Source organism: Piscinibacter gummiphilus, assembly GCF_032681285.1.
Lineage (GTDB): Bacteria > Pseudomonadota > Gammaproteobacteria > Burkholderiales > Burkholderiaceae_C > Rhizobacter > Rhizobacter gummiphilus_A.
In genome coordinates this window covers 4,155,093-4,172,851 of sequence record NZ_CP136336.1, presented here as the reverse complement: position 1 = coordinate 4,172,851, position 17,759 = coordinate 4,155,093, and the positions used below count along the sequence as shown (strand labels likewise).

15 protein-coding genes are annotated in these 17,759 nt (G+C 68.8%); 3 read left to right on the top strand and 12 right to left on the bottom strand.

The features are described 5' to 3' along the window. Positions 1–48: 48 nt before the first annotated feature. Both RXV79_RS19645 and RXV79_RS19640 read left to right on the top strand, forming a co-directional pair. Positions 49–624, top strand: coding sequence for a DJ-1/PfpI family protein (locus tag RXV79_RS19645; RefSeq protein ID WP_316699795.1), 576 nt, complete (start codon positions 49–51; stop codon positions 622–624). Between the two features lie 31 nt (positions 625–655). After that, on the top strand, positions 656–1,054 hold the full coding sequence (locus RXV79_RS19640; RefSeq protein ID WP_316699794.1) for a ribbon-helix-helix domain-containing protein: 399 nt from the start codon (positions 656–658) through the stop codon (positions 1,052–1,054). A gap of 16 nt (positions 1,055–1,070) precedes the next feature. Here RXV79_RS19640 and fdhD read toward each other — a convergent pair whose 3' ends face one another. From fdhD to RXV79_RS19610, 6 genes are read right to left on the bottom strand one after another with little or no spacing between them, the layout of a single operon-like run. Continuing rightward, positions 1,071–1,904: a formate dehydrogenase accessory sulfurtransferase FdhD gene (gene fdhD / locus RXV79_RS19635; protein ID WP_316699793.1), complete on the bottom strand. Its 834-nt coding sequence runs from the start codon at positions 1,902–1,904 to the stop codon at positions 1,071–1,073. Further along, on the bottom strand, positions 1,901–2,137 hold the full coding sequence (locus RXV79_RS19630) for a formate dehydrogenase subunit delta (protein ID WP_316699792.1): 237 nt from the start codon (positions 2,135–2,137) through the stop codon (positions 1,901–1,903). Before RXV79_RS19630 ends, fdhD begins: the two co-directional genes overlap by 4 nt. A gap of 4 nt (positions 2,138–2,141) precedes the next feature. After that, positions 2,142–5,003, bottom strand: coding sequence for a formate dehydrogenase subunit alpha (gene fdhF / locus RXV79_RS19625; protein ID WP_316699791.1), 2,862 nt, complete (start codon positions 5,001–5,003; stop codon positions 2,142–2,144). Between the two features lie 12 nt (positions 5,004–5,015). Further along, positions 5,016–6,548 carry a formate dehydrogenase beta subunit gene (locus RXV79_RS19620; protein ID WP_316699790.1) on the bottom strand — a complete coding sequence of 511 codons (1,533 nt, stop codon included), beginning with the start codon at positions 6,546–6,548 and terminating at the stop codon, positions 5,016–5,018. Then, entirely contained in the window at positions 6,545–7,024 is a 480-nt protein-coding gene (locus RXV79_RS19615; RefSeq protein WP_316699789.1) for a formate dehydrogenase subunit gamma, read from the bottom strand. Before RXV79_RS19615 ends, RXV79_RS19620 begins: the two co-directional genes overlap by 4 nt. Positions 7,025–7,034: 10 nt before the next feature. After that, positions 7,035–8,708: an OFA family MFS transporter gene (locus tag RXV79_RS19610; protein ID WP_316699788.1), complete on the bottom strand. Its 1,674-nt coding sequence runs from the start codon at positions 8,706–8,708 to the stop codon at positions 7,035–7,037. A 179-nt stretch (positions 8,709–8,887) separates the two neighbouring features. Here RXV79_RS19610 and RXV79_RS19605 point away from each other — a divergent pair, with 179 nt between their 5' ends. Further along, complete coding sequence (locus tag RXV79_RS19605; protein ID WP_316704159.1) at positions 8,888–9,988, top strand: substrate-binding domain-containing protein; 1,101 nt, start codon at positions 8,888–8,890, stop codon at positions 9,986–9,988. Here the strand turns inward: RXV79_RS19605 and RXV79_RS19600 are convergent. From RXV79_RS19600 to RXV79_RS19575, 6 genes are all read right to left on the bottom strand, one after another. Further along, positions 9,985–10,569 carry a PqiC family protein gene (locus RXV79_RS19600; protein ID WP_316699787.1) on the bottom strand — a complete coding sequence of 195 codons (585 nt, stop codon included), beginning with the start codon at positions 10,567–10,569 and terminating at the stop codon, positions 9,985–9,987. The genes RXV79_RS19605 and RXV79_RS19600 overlap by 4 nt on opposite strands. 3 nt (positions 10,570–10,572) lie before the next feature. Beyond that, positions 10,573–12,255 carry a PqiB family protein gene (locus RXV79_RS19595; RefSeq protein WP_316699786.1) on the bottom strand — a complete coding sequence of 561 codons (1,683 nt, stop codon included), beginning with the start codon at positions 12,253–12,255 and terminating at the stop codon, positions 10,573–10,575. Then, the gene (locus RXV79_RS19590) at positions 12,252–12,905 is read right to left on the bottom strand and encodes a paraquat-inducible protein A (RefSeq protein WP_316699785.1); all 654 of its coding nucleotides are present in this window, start codon (positions 12,903–12,905) and stop codon (positions 12,252–12,254) included. Before RXV79_RS19590 ends, RXV79_RS19595 begins: the two co-directional genes overlap by 4 nt. Next, positions 12,902–13,591 carry a paraquat-inducible protein A gene (locus RXV79_RS19585; RefSeq protein WP_316699784.1) on the bottom strand — a complete coding sequence of 230 codons (690 nt, stop codon included), beginning with the start codon at positions 13,589–13,591 and terminating at the stop codon, positions 12,902–12,904. Before RXV79_RS19585 ends, RXV79_RS19590 begins: the two co-directional genes overlap by 4 nt. 49 nt (positions 13,592–13,640) lie before the next feature. Further along, on the bottom strand, positions 13,641–14,852 hold the full coding sequence (locus tag RXV79_RS19580; RefSeq protein ID WP_316699783.1) for a sigma-54-dependent Fis family transcriptional regulator: 1,212 nt from the start codon (positions 14,850–14,852) through the stop codon (positions 13,641–13,643). 152 nt (positions 14,853–15,004) lie between these two features. Further along, a complete protein-coding gene (locus RXV79_RS19575) occupies positions 15,005–17,566 on the bottom strand; it encodes a GspE/PulE family protein (RefSeq protein WP_413816635.1) in 2,562 nt (853 codons plus the stop codon). Positions 17,567–17,759: the final 193 nt, after the last annotated feature.

Genomic DNA, 17,759 nt, shown 5'->3' with positions numbered 1-17,759 from the left:
GCCGGCTCCCAAGAATCGTGGCTCCTACCCCCAAGACGGAGACCTCAGATGAGCAAGATCCTGATGCTGTGCGGCGACTTCGGCGAAGACTACGAAGTGATGGTGCCCTTCCAGGCGTTGCAGGCTGTGGGCCACACCGTCCATGCGGTCGCGCCCGACAAGAAGAGCGGCGACTACGTGATGACGGCCATCCACGACTTCGAGGGCCAGCAGACCTACAGCGAGAAGCCCGGCCACCGCTTCACGCTCAACGCGACCTTTGCCGAGATCGACCCGGCCAAGTACGACGCGCTGGTCGTGCCCGGCGGGCGTGCGCCGGAGTACCTGCGCATGAACTCGCGCGTCGTCGAGATCACGCGGCACTTCCTGTCGGCGAACAAGCCCGTGGCGGCCATCTGCCATGGCGCGCAGCTGCTGGCGGCGACAGGTCTCATCAAGGGCCGCAAGCTCAGCGCCTACCCGGCGTGCCAGGTCGAGGTCGAACTGGCCGGCGCCGAGTACATGGGCATCGCCATCGACGGCGCCGTCACCGATGGCAATCTGGTCACCGCGCCGGCCTGGCCCGCGCATCCGGCGTGGATCGGCCAGTTCCTCACCGTACTGGGCACCCGCATCAGTCTGTAGCATTCAAGTCGCCACACCGCAGGAGCCTGTCATGTGCAAGATCTTCATCAGTGCAGATCCCGCCAGCTACGAGAGCCGCACGCGGTCGGTGCGCCTGCATGGCGTGGTCACCAGTCTCCGGCTCGAAAACCTGCACTGGTCGGTGCTGGAAGAGATTGCCGGCCGAGACGGCATGACGGTCGCGCAACTGATCGAGAAGCTGTACGACGAGTTGGTGGCCGATCGGGGTGCGGTGGGCAACTTCTCGTCGTTCCTGCGGGTGTGTGCGCTGCGCTATGAGAACCTGATCGCTCAGGGCCTCATCCCGCGCGACGCGTCGGTCCCGATCCGCTCGCTGGATGCCGATCGTGTGCTCGACGGGCTGCACGGCCTGCCGCAGGCCGCGGCCGTGCCGCGCGAGAGTCCGCCGCCCAAGCGCGCGCTGAACTGATCGCTCGCGGGTGGGCTCAGGGCCCGTACCGCACCACCTGCGTCCCCCGGCAGAACCCATACAACTGCATCCCCGCCTGCCGGGCGATGTCGACCGCGAGGCTCGTCGGCGCCGAGATGGTGGCCAGCATGGGCACACCGAGCCGCGCGCACTTGCGCACGAGTTCGTAGCTCGCGCGGCTCGACATGATGACGAAGCCGTCGGCGTTCGACAGCTTCTGCCGCGCGCGTTGCCCCAGCAGCTTGTCGAGCGCGTTGTGGCGGCCCACGTCTTCCATCACGGCGGCGAGCTCGCCCTCGGGCGTGGCCCACGCGGCGGCGTGGTGGGCGCCGGTAAGCGCGTTGAGGGGCTGGCGCGCGGGCAGCTGGGCGAAGGCGCGCAGCAGCGTGGCCGGTGCGAGCTGCGCGGCCCAGGCGGGCGGTGTGACGGGCTCCGGGGTGAGGTCGAGCCGCGCGAGGCTGTCGATGCCGCACAGGCCGCAGCCGGTGCGGCCGGCGAGGCTGCGGCGCTGCTCCTGCAGGCGCGCGGCCGCAGCGCTCGCCACGTCGAGCTGTACCTCGATTCCTTCGGCCACTTCCACCACCTCGATGCCGCGGCACTCGTCGCGTGAGGCGAGCAGGCCTTCCGACAAGGCGAAGCCGAGCGCGAAGTCTTCCAGGTCGGCCGGCGTGGCCATCATCACGGCGTGCGAGATGCCGTTGAAGACGAGCGCGACCGGCACCTCGGCGGCGACGAGGTCGTGCTCGGTGCTCACCCCGCTCGGCGACAGGCGTTGCACGTCGACGTCGCGCGTGGGCGAGGTGTGAAGGCCTTCGGTGAGCGGCATGTCGAGCGGCAGTCGGGCGTTCATGAGGGCGCTCCCGCGAGGGCGGCGCGCTGGTGCGTGATCGCTTGCAGCACGGCAGGGTGCAGGCCAGCGCCGCCGGTGGCGTCGATGTGCGCGATGAGCTCGCGCCGCATGCGCGGCTCCCAGAACTTGCGGATGTGCGTGGCGATGCCGTCCTGCGCTTCCACCGGGTCGGGCATCGACTCGAAGAAGTCGCCGATCTGGTTGGCCATCTTGATGAGCTGGTCGACGTGCATGGCCTTATTTTGCGGGGATGGCGTGGTGGCGTTGCTGCAGCAACTCTTCCTGCACCTTGCTGAAGCGCGAGTGCTCCTGCTGCCAGGCCGAGGGCTGCATCACCGGCATCACCTGCACCGCGGTCACCTTGTACTCGGGGCAGTTGGTGGCCCAGTCGGAGTTGTCGGTGGTGATCACGTTGGCGCCTGACTCGGGGAAGTGGAAGGTGGTGTAGACCACGCCCGGCGCCACGCGGTCGGTGATCACCGCGCGCAGCACCGTGTCGCCCGCGCGGCTCTGGATGCCGACCCAGTCGCCGCTCTTGATGCCGCGGTCTTCGGCGTCGTGGGGGTGGATCTCGAGCAGGTCTTCGCTGTGCCACTCGACGTTGGGCGTGCGGCGCGTCTGCGCGCCCACGTTGTACTGCGAGAGGATGCGCCCGGTGGTCAGCAGCAGCGGGAACTTGCGCGTCACCTTCTCGTCGGTGGGCACGTATTTGGTGATCATGAATCGGCCCTTGCCGCGCACGAAGTGGTCGATGTGCATGGTGGGCGTGCCGTCGGGTGCGTCGTCGTTGCAGGGCCACTGCACGCTGCCCAGCTTCTCGATCTTGTCGAAGCTCACGCCGCGGAAGGTGGGCGTGAGCGCGGCGATCTCGTCCATGATCTGCGAGGGGTGCTCGTAGTGCATCGGGTAGCCGAGCGCGTTGGCGAGCTTCACCGTCACCTCCCAATCGGCGAGGCCGGGGAGCGGTGGCATCACCTTGCGCACGCGCGAGATGCGGCGTTCGGCGTTGGTGAAAGTGCCGTCTTTCTCGAGGAACGAGGAGCCGGGCAGGAAGACGTGGGCGTACTTCGCGGTCTCGTTGAGGAAGATGTCCTGCACCACGATGCATTCCATCGCCATCAAGGCGGCCGCCACGTGCTGCGTGTTGGGGTCGCTCTGCACGATGTCTTCGCCTTCGCAGTACAGGCCCTTGAAGCTGCCGGTGAGTGCGGCGTCGAACATGTTCGGAATGCGCAGGCCCGGCTCCGGTTGCAGCTCCACGCCCCAGGCGGCTTCGAACGAGCTGCGCACGGTGCTGTCGGAGATGTGCCGATAGCCCGGCAGCTCGTGCGGGAAGGAGCCCATGTCGCACGAGCCCTGCACGTTGTTCTGGCCACGCAGCGGGTTCACGCCCACGCCTTCGCGGCCCACGTTGCCGGTGGCCATCGCGAGGTTGGCGATGCCCATCACCATGGTCGAGCCCTGGCTGTGCTCGGTGACGCCGAGGCCGTAGTAGATGGCGGCGTTGCTGCCCTTCTTGGCGTAGAGGCGGGCGGCGGCGCGCACTTCGCCTGCGGGCACGCCGGTCACGGCCTCCATCGCCTCGGGCGAGTTCTCGGGCCGCGAGACGAAGTTGCGCCAGTCGTTGAACGACTTGGTGTCGCAACGCTCGGCCACGTAGGCCTCGTCGACCAGCCCTTCGGTCACGACCACGTGGGCCAGCGCACTGATCAGCGCAACGTTGGTGCCGGGCTTGAGTTGCAGGTGGTGCGCGGCTTTCACGTGCGGCGACTTCACGATGTCGATGCGGCGTGGGTCGGCCACGATGAGCTGTGCGCCCTCGCGCAGCCGCTTCTTCAGGCGTGACGCGAACACCGGGTGCCCGTCGGTCGGGTTGGCGCCGATCACCATGATCACGTCGGCCTTCTCCACCGACTTGAAGGTCTGCGTGCCGGCCGAGGTGCCGTAGGTCTGCCCGAGGCCGTAGCCGGTGGGCGAGTGGCACACGCGCGCGCAGGTGTCGACGTTGTTGTTGCCGAAAGCCGCGCGCACCAGCTTCTGCACGAGGTAGGTCTCTTCGTTGGTGCAGCGAGACGAGGTGATGCCGCCGATGCTGTCGCGCCCGTGCTGGGCCTGGATGCGCTTGAACTCGCTGGCGGCGTAGCCGATGGCTTCGTCCCAGCTCACCTCCTGCCACGGGTCGGTGATCTTCTTGCGGATCATCGGGGTGGTGATGCGGTCCTTGTGCGTCGCGTAGCCCCAGGCGAAGCGGCCTTTCACGCAGGAGTGGCCTTCGTTGGCCTGGCCGTCTTTCCACGGCACCATGCGCACGACCTCGGTGCCCTTCATCTCGGCCTTGAAGCCGCAGCCCACGCCGCAGTAGGCGCAGGTGGTGATCACGCTGTGCTCGGGCTGGCCGAGCCAGATCACGCTTTTCTCCTGCAGCGTGGCGGTGGGGCAGGCCTCGACGCAGGCACCGCAGCTCACGCACTCGCTTTGCATGAAGGGCTCGTCCTGGCCGGCCGACACACGCGAGTCGAAGCCGCGGCCGCTGATGGTGAGCGCAAAGGTGCCCTGCGTCTCTTCACACGCGCGCACGCAGCGGTTGCAGACGATGCACTTGCTCGGGTCGTAGCTGAAGTAGGGGTTGGACTCGTCCTTCTTGTCCTTGAGATGGTTGGCGCCGTCGAAGCCGTAGCGCACGTTGCGCAGGCCCGTGACGCCGGCCATGTCCTGCAGCTCGCAGTTGCCGTTGGCGCTGCAGGTCAGGCAGTCGAGCGGGTGGTCGCTGATGTAGAGCTCCATCACGCCTTTGCGCAGCTCCTGCAGCTTGGGGCTCTGGGTGCGCACGTTCATGCCGGCTTCGGCTGGCGTGGTGCACGAGGCGGGGTAGCCCTTGCGACCATCGATCTCGACCAGGCACAGGCGGCAGGAGCCAAACGGCTCCAGGCTGTCGGTGGCGCAGAGCTTGGGCACGTTGATGCCGGCCTCCACGGCCGCGCGCATCAGCGAGGTGCCGGCCGGCACGGTGACTTCAGCGCCGTCGATGGTGAGCGTGACTTCGCGGTCGGACTCGCGCTTGGGCGTGCCGTAGTCGGTGTCTTTGAGGTGGTCGAGCATGGTCTGGGTTCCTCAGGCGGCTTGCGGGTCAGGGTTGACGAGACCGAAGTCCTGCGGGAAATGGTTGAGCGCAGAGAGCACGGGGTAGGGCGTCATGCCGCCCATGGCACACAGCGAGCCGTGGACCATGGTGTCGCACAGGTCACGCAAGAGTTGGACTTGCTGCGTGCGGTTCTGGTTCTGGCTGATCTTGTCGATCACCTCCACACCCCGGGTCGAGCCGATGCGGCAGGGTGTGCACTTGCCGCAGCTTTCGATGGCGCAGAACTCCATCGCATAGCGCGCGAGCCTGGACAGGTCGGCCGTGTCGTCGTGCACCACGATGCCGCCGTGGCCGAGCACCCCGCCGATGGCGGCGTAGGCCTCGTAGTCGAGCGGCACGTCCCACTGCGATTCGGGCAGGTAGGTGCCGAGCGGGCCGCCCACCTGCACGGCCTTGATGGGGCGACCGGAGGCCGAGCCGCCGCCGTAGGTGTACAGCAGCTCGCGCAGCGTGACGCCGAAGGCCTTCTCGACCAGGCCGGCGTGCTTGATGTTGCCGGCGAGCTGGAGGGGCAGCGTGCCGCGCGAGCGGCCCATGCCGTAGTCCTTGTAAAAGGCCGCACCGCGCGCCAGGATGATGGGCACGCTGGCGAGCGTGATCACGTTGTTGACGACCGTGGGCTGGCCGAAGAGGCCGGCGAGCGCCGGCACCGGCGGCTTGGCGCGCACGATGCCACGCTTGCCCTCCAGGCTTTCGAGCAGCGCGGTCTCTTCGCCGCAGACGTAGGAGCCCGCACCCTTGCGCACCTCGAGCTTGAAGCCGCCCAGGTGGCCGGCGGCCTCCGCGAGGCGGATCGCTTCGTTCATCGTGGCGATCGCGTGCGGGTACTCCGAGCGGGTGTAGATGTAGCCCTGCGTCGCGCCGGTGGCGAGGCCTGCGATCACCATGCCTTCGATGAGCATGAAGGGGTCGCCCTCCATCACCATGCGGTCGGAATAGGTGCCCGAGTCGCCTTCGTCGGCGTTGCAGACGATGTACTTCTGTGCAGCTTGCGCTTCCAGCACCGTCTTCCACTTGATGCCGGCCGGGAAGGCCGCGCCGCCACGCCCGCGCAGGCCCGAGTCGAGCACCTGCTGCACGATCTCTTCGGGCTTGAGCGTCAGCGCGTGCCTCAGGCCGCCGAAGCCGTCGTGCGCGCGGTAGTCGTCGAGCGAGAGCGGGTCGGTGATGCCCATGCGGGCGAAGGTGAGGCGCTCCTGATTCTTGAGGTACTCAATCTCTTCGGTCGGGCCGAGGTGCAGCGTGTGGGCGCCACCAGAGAGAAAGCCGGCGTCGAAGAGCGAGGGCACGTCGTCCGGCGTGACCGGCCCGTAGGCGATGCGGCCCCGCTCGGTGCGCACCTCCACCAGCGGCTCCAGCCAGAAGAGGCCGCGCGAGCCGTTGCGCACGATGTGCACATCGAGGCCGCGGCGCGCGGCTTCGTCGGCGATGCGGCGCGCGACGCGGTCGGCGCCCACCGCGAGGGCGGCGGAGTCGCGGGGCACGTAGACGGTGACGCTCATGGCTGCGCCTCCTGTGCCAGCAGGGCGTCGAGGCGCTGGGGCGTCATGCGGCCGTGCAGCTCGTCGCCGAGCATCAGGGCGGGCGACGAGGCGCACAGGCCGAGGCAATACACCGGCTCCAGCGTGTAGGCGCCGTCTATCGAGTGGCCGTGCATGGCGCATCCGAGCTTGTGCTCGGCGTGTGCGATCAGGTCGTCCGCCCCCATGGCCTTGCACGATTCGGCGCGGCAGATCTGCAGCACACGGCCCGCGGCCGGCTGGCTTCGGAAGTGGTGGTAGTAGGTGATGACGCCGTGTACCTCGGCCCGCGACAGGTTGAGCGCTTCCGCGATGCGCGGCACCACGTCGGCGGGGATGAAGCCCAGGGCATCCTGCAGCTCGTGCAGGATGGGCAACAAGGCCCCGGGCTCGGCGGCGCGGCGCGTGAGCACCTCGTCGACGAGTGCCAGGGTTTCGGCGGTGGACACGGTCGTCATCGTTGCGGCGTCAGTTGAAGAACTTGGAAGCGCTGATCAGCGTCTTGTAGACACCCCAGGCCAGCGGCACGCCGACCGCGAGCCACGCGAGCGCGACCACGGCGGGCGAGGTCGTGCCGCCCGCGCCTTGGCCGCTGCCGACCTCGGCCGCCGCCGCGCGCTCATGCGCCAGGCGTTTCTCTTCTGCGAGCTCGGCCTCGCTCATGAACCACTTGTCGGCCACCGGCCGGATCAAGAGGTTGCAGATGAGCCCGATCACGAGCATGCCCACCAGGATGTACATGGTTTGGTTGTAGACCTGCTCGCGCGGAATGCCAAGCCCCAGCTGGTAGTCGCGCATGTAGTTCACGACCACCGGGCCGAGGATGCCGGCGGTGGCCCAGGCCGTGAGCAGGCGCCCGTGGATGGCGCCGACCATCTGCGTGCCGAAGAGGTCGGCCAGGTAGGCGGGCACGGTGGCGAAGCCGCCGCCGTACATGCTGAGGATGATGCAGACCGCGCCGACGAAGAGCAGCATGCTGCCCGCCGCCGCGCTGCCCGGCATGCTGGCGTAGCAGACGCCACCCAGCACGAAGAAGACCACGTAGGTCATCTTGCGGCCGAGCTTGTCGGAGAGGCTGGCCCAGAAGAAGCGCCCGCCGATGTTGAAGAGGCTCAAGAGCGCGGTGAAGCCGGCCGCGACACCCGCAATCGCCGTGAGCTGCGCCTTGTCGAGTTCACCGAACTTCTTGGCCACGCCGATCAGGCTGCCGCCAAACACTTCCTGCAGCATGGGGCTCGCCATGCCGATCACGCCGATGCCGGCCGAGACGTTCATGCACAGCACGATCCACACCAGCCAGAACTGCGGAATGCCCCAGACCTTCTTCACGTGCACGTGGCGCTGCGTGATCATCGCGTTGCTCGTGTCGGCCGCCTTGGGCACCCACCCCGCGGGCTTCCAGCCGGTGGGTGGCACGCGGTAGCCGAAGGCGCCGCCCAGCATGAAGACGAAGTAGACGAGCGCCATCACGATGAACGTCTGCGTCACGCCCACGTCGGTCGGCGTGGCGAAGGTCTTCATCAACTCGGCCGCGAGCGGCGAGCCGATCATGGCTCCGCCGCCGAAGCCCATGATGGCCATGCCGGTGGCCATGCCGCGCCGATCGGGAAACCACTTGATGAGGGTCGACACGGGCGAGATGTAGCCGAGCCCGAGGCCGATGCCGCCGATCACGCCCGAGCCGAGGATCATCAGCCAGAACTGGTGCAGGTGGATGCCGAGCGCCGAGATCAGCATGCCGCCGCACCAGCACACGGCGCTCACCACGCCGGCCTTGCGCGGGCCGGCGCGCTCGAGCCAGCCGCCCCAGAGTGCGGCCGAGCAGCCCAGGAAGACGAAGAAGAGCGTGTACATCCACCCGAGCGTGGAGATCTTCCAGTCGCAGGTGGTGGTGAAAAGCTCGGCGATGAAGCCGACCTCAGGGCCGCACTTGATGGCCTCCTTGATGCCGAGTGCCTTCGACAACGGCAGCCAGAACACCGAGAAGCCATAGGCCATGCCGATGCACAGGTGGATGGCCAGGGCGGCCGGTGGCACCAGCCATCGGTTGAAGCCGGGGCCGGCGATGGTGCGTTCCTTGTCCAACAACCCAGGGGCAGCGCCTGGCGCGGCCCCCATCGTTCCCAGTCCGACTGACGACATGCTGTGGTCTCCAGGTGTGGGCGGGGTCGTGGCCCCGCGTTGATTCATATAGGAGGCGCTTGGCATATGGGTTGCTCGCGCCAACCCGACTGTATGAAACACCTGCGCCGCAGCACAATAAGTCGGCGAACGCTGAATCCATCGGCGTTTCACAGCATAAGGATCAACCCTTGCACAAGGTGAGCATCCACCCGCGCTGGACGATCGCGCGGCCCGACGGCGAAGCGCTGGCCCAGCGCCTGCTCGAGGTGCTGGTCGACGTGCACGAGCACGGCAGCCTCTCGGCCGCCTGCAAGCACTCGGGCATGTCGTACCGCCACGCGTGGGAACTCATCCGCCAGGGCGAGGCGCTGCTCGGCCTGCCGCTCCTGAGCATGGAGCGCGGCAAGGGCTCGAGCCTCACCGAACTCGGCGAGAAGCTCGTGTGGGCCGACCGGCGCATCAACGCGCGGCTGTCACCGCTCTTCACCACGCTCGCCTCGGAGCTCGAAGCCGAGATCGAGAAGGTGTGCGGGCCGGCGCAGGCGCTCTTGCGCATCCACGCGAACCACGGCTTCGCGGTCGAGACCTTGCGGCACTTCCTGGCGCAGGCGAGCGTGCCGCACGAGCTCAAGTACTGCGGCAGCGTGGAGGCGGTGGCGGCGCTGCACGGGCAGGCCTGCGAGGTGGCGGGCTTCGCGGTGCCGCTGGGGGAGTTCGAGGCGGCGGTGGTGGCGCACTACGCGCGATGGTTCGAAGTGCGCTCGCAGCGCATCATCCACGTCACCACCCGCGAGCAGGGGCTGATGGTGGCGCCCGGCAACCCCAAGAAGCTCTACGAGGTGAAGCACCTCGCGCGCCCGGGCATCCGCTTCATCAACCGGCAGCCCGGCTCGGGCACCCGCCTGCTGCTCGACCTGATGCTGCACAAGCAGGGCCTGGAGCCCGCCAGCGTGCACGGCCACGAGCAGTGCGAGTTCACGCACGCAGCGGTGGCGGCCTACGTGGCCAGCGGCATGGCCGATGCGGGCTTCGGCGTGGAGACCCCGGCGCGCCGCTTCAAGCTCGATTTCATCCCGCTGCAGACCGAGCGCTACTTCCTGCTGTGCGACGAACGGGCGATGGACACGCCCGTGGTGCAGCAGATGCTCGCCATCCTGCGCAGCGCCGAGTTTCGCGAGGCGGTGAACCTGCTGCCCGGCTATCGCTCCGACGGCTCGGGCACGGTGATGAAGATGGACGAGGCCTTCGAGACGCTGCAGGCGCGTGCGGCCCGAAGGCGCCCGGCGAAGTCTTCTTAAGGGCAGCGCACGCCGGCGCCGTTGTACATCGCGAGCAGGCGCTGGCCCATCAGGTCGGCCAGGGCGTTGACGGCGCGGCGGTGTGCGGCCGCGAGGGCCTGCGCATCACCGTTCACCGGCTCGCGCACGCTGCTGCGGCACACGAGCGGCGCGTTGCCCTTGGCGGTGGGCGCGGCCGTCCACACGGCTTCGATCCATACCTCGCGGGCGGCCATCGATTCGAAGCGCTGCACGTCGACCTTCAGGCGCACGAACTCGGCCGTGGGGGCTGTGCGCACGTCGACCGCGCCGTAGCGCCGGGCGAGGCGGTCGAAGAGCGCGGCGCGCAGCTCGTCGCGCAGCGGCGCTACCCACTGCTCCTGCTCGAGGATGCGCAGGCTGTCGTCGGGCAGGCGCACCACCCACTGCTGCTGGTCGACGGCGGGCGGCACGCTCACCGGGCCGATGTCGAGCGGCAGCGGCACGGTGCTCACGGCTTCGGCCGGCGCGGCCTGGGTCGACAGCAGGCTGTGGAAACGTGGTGCCGGGGTGGACGAGCACGCGGCCAGCAGCACCACGGTGAGGGAAAGCAGGGTCTTCATCGTTCAGCGTCGCTCGGGTGAGGCCGGGATCTTGGCGTCGTCGGGCTTGCCGCGCAGCAGCGATTCCGGGTGGCGTTGCAGGTAGTCGGTGAGCACGCGCAGCGACTGCGCGGCACGCTGCAGGTCTTGCAGGGTCTGCTCGGCATTGCGCTGGATCGGCGCACTCGGGTCGAGCAGGCTGCGGTCGGCGCGTTGCAGCGTCTCCTGCACCGACTGCAGCGTGCGCCGCACCTCGGCGAGCGAGGCCTGCGCCTCGGGCCGAAGCTGCGAGATCGCCTGGTTCGCCTGCGCCAGGGTTTCGTTGAGGTTGCGGCCGATCTCGTCGAACGGCACCTTGTTGACCTTGGCCACGATCTCGGCGATTTGCGGCTGCACGTCGGCCAGCGTGCCGGGCACGGTCGGGATGGCGGGGATGGCGGTGGAGGTGTCGAGCTCGGCCTTCTGCACCTTGCCGGGGAAGTCGAGCGCCACGTACATCTGGCCGGTCAGCAGGTTGCCGGTGCGGGCCTGCGCGCGCAGGCCGTTTTGCACCAGGCGCTGCAGCAGGGTGGTGTCGCGGCGCTTGTCGTCGTCGCCATCCTGGCGCATGGAGTCGCGCACCGCGCCGAGCCGCGTCGGGTAGATCTCGGCTTCCACTTCCACGGGGAAGCGCTTGCGCTTGCCGTCGTAGTCGAGCCGGATGGCGCGGATCACGCCGATCTCGATGCCGAGGAAGTCGACGGGCGCATCGATGTCGAGCCCGCGCACCGACTGGTCGAACACCATGCGCACGCGCAGCGGCGGGCCGTCGGGCGGGGCGAGCGCCGATTTGCGGTCGGAGAAGAGCTTGAAGCGGCTGCCGTCGGAGGCGGGCGGCAGGCCCTGCGTGCCCTGCGGGCGCTCGAACGAGATGCCACCCGAGATCACCGAGGCCAGGGTCTGCGTGTCGACCTTGAGGCCGCTGCTGTTGAGCGAGACCTCGACGCCGCTTGCATTCCAGAAGCGCGTCTGGCTGTTGACGAGCTTGTCGTACGGCGCCTCAATGAAGATCTGCACCGAGAGCTCGTCGATCAGCGGGTCGAGGTTGTAGCCCACCACGCGGCCCACGCGGTTGCGCTTGTAGAGGATGGGCGAGCCCACGTCGAGCGAGCCCAGGTCTTCGGTGCGCAGCACGAAGCCGCGGCCGGGCTCGCCGCGCAGGACGAAGGGCGGGTTCTCCAGGCCGGTGAAGTGGCGCTTCTGCTTGGTCGACTCGCCGGCGTCGACACCGATGTAGGCGCCGGAAAAGAGCGTCTCGATGCCGCTCACGCCCGCGGTGTCGATGCGCGGGCGCACGACCCAGAAGCGGGTGTCTTCGACGGCGATGTTGGAGACCGAGCGGTCGAGCCGCACCGTCACCTGCACGTGGTCGCGCTTCTCGCTGAGGGTGACGGCCTCGACCCGGCCGACCACCACTTCCTTGTAGCGCACCTCGGTCTTGCCGGGGCGCAGGCCGCTGGCGGAGTGGAAGTCGATCGTCACCTGCGGGCCGGTGGACAGCACCGCGCGGATCAGCAGCGCCACGCCCACCGCCAGTGCCACGATGGGCACCAGCCACACGAGCGACGGCCCATGCCACTTGCGCGTGACCGGCGTCGGCGGGCGCACCGGCGGTTCGGGGGGCGTGGGTGGCGGCGGAGGCGTGGAGCCGAGGGTGTCTTCGCTCATGAGGGGCGGTCTTTGTCTTCTTCTTCAGGCCAGATCAATCGGGGGTCGAAACTGCCAGCGGCGAGCATGGTGAGCACCACCACCGCACCGAAGGCCAGCAATCCAGGTTCCGGCATCACCCCGCCCAGCGCGCCGAAGCGGATGGTGCCCACGAGCAGCACGACCACGAAGACGTCGAGCATCGACCAGTGGCCCACCGCTTCGATCATCCGGTAGAGCTGCGCCCGCTCGACCTGCTTCCAGCGCGAGCGGCGTTGTGCGGTGATGGCGAGCACCAAGAGCGCGCCGATCTTCAAGAGCGGTACCGCGATGCTCGCGATGAAGACGATCAGGGCCAGCATCCAGTCGCCACCGTGGCGCAGCTCCTCGATGCCGCCGAGGATGGTGTGCAGCGTCTCGCCCTCGAACACGTTGCTCGTCGACATGATGGGCAGCAGGTTGGCCGGGATGTAGAGGATGCTCGCGGCGATCAGGTAGGCCCAGGTGCGCTGCAGGCTGCGCGGGCGGCGATGGTGCAGCGGGGTGGCGCAGCGCGGGCAGAGCAGGGGCGCATCGCCCGCCGGCGGGCGCAGCAGCTGCGAGACGCGGCCGCAAGTGGGGCAGCCGTAGAGCTTCATCTGCGAACCGGTGTGCACGGCGGCATCGCTCATGCCATGCCCCCGATCTCGCCGCTGCGCTTCCACAGCGTGTGCGTGCCGGCCGCGGTGATGGCGGTGATGAGCAGCGTGACGGCGCCGTAGGCGAAGAGCCCGATGCCCGGCGTGGCGCTCGTGAGCGAGGCGCAGCGCACCACCGCGACGAGCGTGCCCAGCATGAACACCTCGGGCATGCCCCAGCGCGTGACGAAGACGAGCATGTGCATGGCCGGCACGAAGCCGCGCGGCACGATGCCGCGCACCAGCGAGCCCAGCAGGTACAGGCGCAGGATGGTGAAGACCAGCGGGAAGACGAGCGCCGTGGCCGCGGTGAGCACCGCCACGAAGGGCTGGCCCGCCGCCCAGGTGGCCTCGATGGCCTGGGGCAGCGTGGCCTGGCTCACCACGCCCTGGAAATCGAGCGTGACGATGGGCGCGCTGTTGCCGATGAGGATGAGCAGCAGCGAGGCGACGGCGAAGGCGAGGAGCTTCTCGGTGCCGATCACGTGGCCGCGGCCGAGCAGGGCGTTGCAGCGCTGGCAGCGGGCGATGGTGCCGCGGGCGAGCTCGATGCGCTCGTGCACCGCATCGCACTCATGGCAGACGACCAGGTCGGGCCGCGCGGCGAGGGCCGCCGAGGTGCGGGCCACCGCCGGCGCGTGGGGCGCGTAGGCGGGGGTGCTCGGCAGCGGGTCGGTCATCCGGCGATCTTAGCGGCGCACCTTGCGCCGGCCCAGCCGGGCCGCACGATCACCCCGCCGTCTCTGCGGCTGCGGCGCGCAGCTTGCGGTAGATCGTGTTGCGGGCCACGCCGAGCTGGCGTGCGGCGCGCGAGATGTTGCCGCCTGCGGCGTCGACCGCCTGGCGGATGGCGGCCATCTCCTGGGCATGCAGCGTGGCCGGTGCCGAGGCAGGCTCGGTGGGCGTCGCCAGCGCCGCGGCCAGCGGCGCGATGGCGGGGCCTGCCGGCACGGCCTCGGGTGCGGCCGGCTCGCGCGGCACCGCCACGCCGGTGGCGAGCGACACGTTGGGCCAGAGCGTCGGCCAGTTGAAGAGGGCACGGGCGTAGACCGGCGTGCCGGCGCGGTCGCCGTGCTGCACGAAGAGCGTCATCGGCTCGTCGGCCCGGTGGCGGCAGTGGTCGGCGATCTGGGCCACGCGGGTGCCGAAGACGGCCTCGAGCCCGAGCCGGCGCAGCGCCGGCATGTTGAGCCCGAGGTGCTCGAGCGCTGCGCGGTTGACGCCGAGGATGCTGCCGTCGGGCGCCAGCGCGATCATCGCCTCGCGCATGGTGCCGAGCATGCGCTGCTGCGGATGGAAGTGCAGGCGCAGGCCGTGGCGGAACTTGTCGTTGAACCATTGGTTCTCGATCATGCGCGCCGACATCGTGACCATTGCGAGCGTGTGCGGGTGGTACGACGATTGGTGCCCGCTCACGTCGAGCACGCCGATCATCCGGCCGGTGTGGTCGAAGATCGGCGAGGCCGAGCAAGTGAGGAATCGGTTGGCGGCGAGGAAGTGCTCGCTGCCGTGCACGAGCGTCGGCGCCTCGGTGAAGAGCGCGGTGCCGACCGCATTGGTGCCCTTCGAGGCTTCCGACCAGTTCACGCCCGGTGCAAGGGCGATCTGCTGCAGCCGCTCGAGGAAACTGTCGTCGCCCACCGCCTGCAGGATGCTGCCGTCGGTGTCGGTGAGCGCCACGGCGCTCTTGGTCGAGACGATCTGCTCGAAGAGCATCTCCATCACCGGCGTGGCGTGCTCCAGCAGGCGCTGGTGCGGCTCGCGCATCAGGCGCGTGCCGTAGGCCGACAGCGGGTGGAGTTCGGGCACCGAGTCTTCGGTGAGGCCCAGGGCCCGGCATCGGTCGTGCGACTGCTGGATGGTGTGGACATGCTCCGGCCCGACGGCCAGATCGAAGGTTCTCGCACCAGGCGCCAGTGCTGCCGTTGCGTGACGGTCCATGAAGTCTCCTCAGCGAGGCCGGGGCGTGCCAGTGGGGTGGGCGCCGGCTCGGGCGCACCCATTCTGCGCCTCTTCGGTACAACGTCTGTCACGCAGGGGAAAGGCTGCCTACGGGTGGACCCTAGGCCCCGGGCGCCCTGCGCCACGCCGAATCAGGCGTTGCTGGTGGCGCGCACTTCGGCGAGGCTGGTCACGCCCTGCAGCACCTTCTCGATGCCATCTTGCCGCAGCGTGCGCATGCCCTCGGCCATGGCCGTGCGCTGCAACTCTTCGGCGCGCGAGCCGGTCTGCACCAGGCGGCGCAATTCGCGGCTCACGACCATCAGCTCGTGCAGGCCGGCGCGGCCCTTGTAGCCGGTGTGGCCGCAGTGCTCGCAGCCGGGGCTGTGGAAGTGCACGAGCTGGCCGTTGCGGCCGAAGCGCTCGGACCAGTCCGCCAGCAGAGACTTGCGGTTGAGCGTGTCATGGTCGGGCGGGCACACGTGCAGGTAGTCGTCGAGCAACTCGTTGACCTCGTTGTCGCCCAGCGGGCGCGAGACGCGGCAGTGGTTGCAGAGCTTGCGCACGAGGCGCTGGGCCAGCACGCCGAGCAGCGAGTCGGCGAAGTTGAACGGGTCCAGGCCCATGTCCAGCAGACGCGTGACCGTCTCGGGGGCACTGTTGGTGTGCAGCGTGGAGAGCACCAAGTGGCCGGTGAGCGAGGCCTCGATGGCCATCTGCGCGGTCTCTTCGTCGCGCATTTCGCCGACCATGATCACGTCGGGGTCGGCGCGCAGGAAGGCGCGCAGCGCCTTCGCGAACGTCCAGTCGATCTTCGGATTGACCTGCACCTGGCGCAGGCCGGGCTGGGTGATTTCGACCGGGTCCTCGGCCGTCCAGATCTTGCGTTCGGGCACGTTGATGTGCGAGAGCGCCGAGTGCAGCGTGGTGGTCTTGCCCGAGCCGGTGGGCCCCACGCAGAGCACCATGCCGTAGGGGCGCTCCATCACCTCTTTGAGCTGCTGCAGGTTCCAAGGTGCGAGGCCGAGGTTGTCGAGCGGGATGGGCTTGGCCGAGGCCAGGATGCGCATCACGACGTCTTCCAGGCCATTGTTGGTGGGGATGGTCGCCACGCGCAGCTCGATCTTGTGCTGCGCGCTGAATTTGGCGAAGTTGATCTTGCCGTCCTGCGGCTTGCGCTTCTCGGAGATGTCGAGGTCGCACATGATCTTGATGCGCGCGATCACCGCATTGCGGTAGTTGGGCGGCAGCTCCAGATGCGTGCGCAGCAGGCCGTCCTTGCGGAAGCGGATCTTGATCTTGTCGCGGCCGGGGTAGCTCTCCACGTGGATGTCGGAGACGCCGTCCTGGTGCGCCTCGATGATCATGTTGTTGATGAGCTTGACGAGCGAGTTGTCGCTCTGCTCGATCTGGCGGTCGTCGGTGGGGGCGAGCGCTTCGAGGTCTTCGCGCTCCAGCGTCTCGACGAGCTTGTCGGTGCCCTGCAGGTCGAAGGGGATCGGGTCGGCCGAGTCGATGCTCGCGAAGCGCAGCGGGATGGCCGCGCCGATCTTCTCGTAGGCGGTGTTGAGCACGTCGTCCAGGCGCGCGCATTGCGCGAGCACCGCGACGCACTTCATCTGCGTGATGAACTCGATCTCGTCGACGATGGCGCGGCGGCGCACCGGGTCGTCGAGCGCGATCACCAGCCGCCCCTCGCGCAGCATCAGCGGCATCACCTGCAGGCGCATGGCCACCGAAAAGGGGAGCTTCCTGAGCGCGTCTTCCTCGAAGGGGAAAGCGTCGAGGTTGACGAGCGGGTAGCCCATCTTGCGGGCGAGCGCCGTCTGCAAATCTTCGCGCGAGACGATGCCCATCTTCACCAGCAGCTCGCCGAGCGGCACGCTGCGGTCTTGCTGCTGCTGCGCGAGCGCATCGTCGAGCTGCGCCTGCGACACCATGCCGAGCGAGGTGAGCGCCTCGCCGATCTTGACCATGGGCATCTTGGCCTGCTTCTCGATGGCGGCCATGAGCTGCTGCGGTGTGACGACCTGCCGCTCGAGGAGGATGTCGCCGAGCTTCTGGTGGCGCATCTGCTGCTGCCGGTCGACCGCCTGCTCGACCTGCTGCGGCGTGGCCGCCTTCTGCTCGACCAGCAACTCGCCGATGCGCGGGCCGATCTCGAAGCCGGTGTAGCCGGCCTTCGGGATGAAGAGGCGCTGCACCGAGCCCTTGTCGTCGACCGGCGGGAAGAGGAAGAGGCCGTGATCGCTCTCCACATGGCCGATGGTCGTGCCTTCGATGGCCGCGCCATCGGCCAGCAGCACCTTGTAGCTGCTGCGCGGGCGCTGCTCCAGCATGGCAGCGTGTTTCTCGTGGGTGAGCAGGGCGGTGGTGATGGGCTTGAGCGGCTCCATCACGCGCAACGAGCGGAACTGGTGGAAGCGCAGCGGCATCGTCGTGCGCGCCGGCGGCACCTGCACGTGCGCCACCTGGTCGTCGGGCACGAAGAAGATCAGGCGGCCGGCCACGGCCTTGCCGTTGGTGCCGACGAATTCGCAGCCCTGCGCCTGGTTCTGCTCGGCCGCATCGGGGTAGGCGGCGAAGGGTGGCGTGGGCCAGAGGAAGGCCGCATGGCGGGTTTTCTCCGACGGCTCGGCCACACGTGGCGGCAGCGAGGCCGGGGCGCCGTCGGTGGCGAATTCCATGTTCACGAAGTCGGAGAGGTCGGACATGACGGGTTCCCGGCGGCCACGGCAAAGACGCGGGACGCTTTCCCGCTCACGCATGGTAGGCAGCCGGCCCCGTGGGCATGCGGTGAATAGAAGGGCATTTCCGGTCGCAGTCCACGAACCCCGACCCCGTTCCGGTGCGATGCCGCCATGAGGGTGCGAATCCACCCCGCTTTCGGGCACGGGGAGGCCTTTC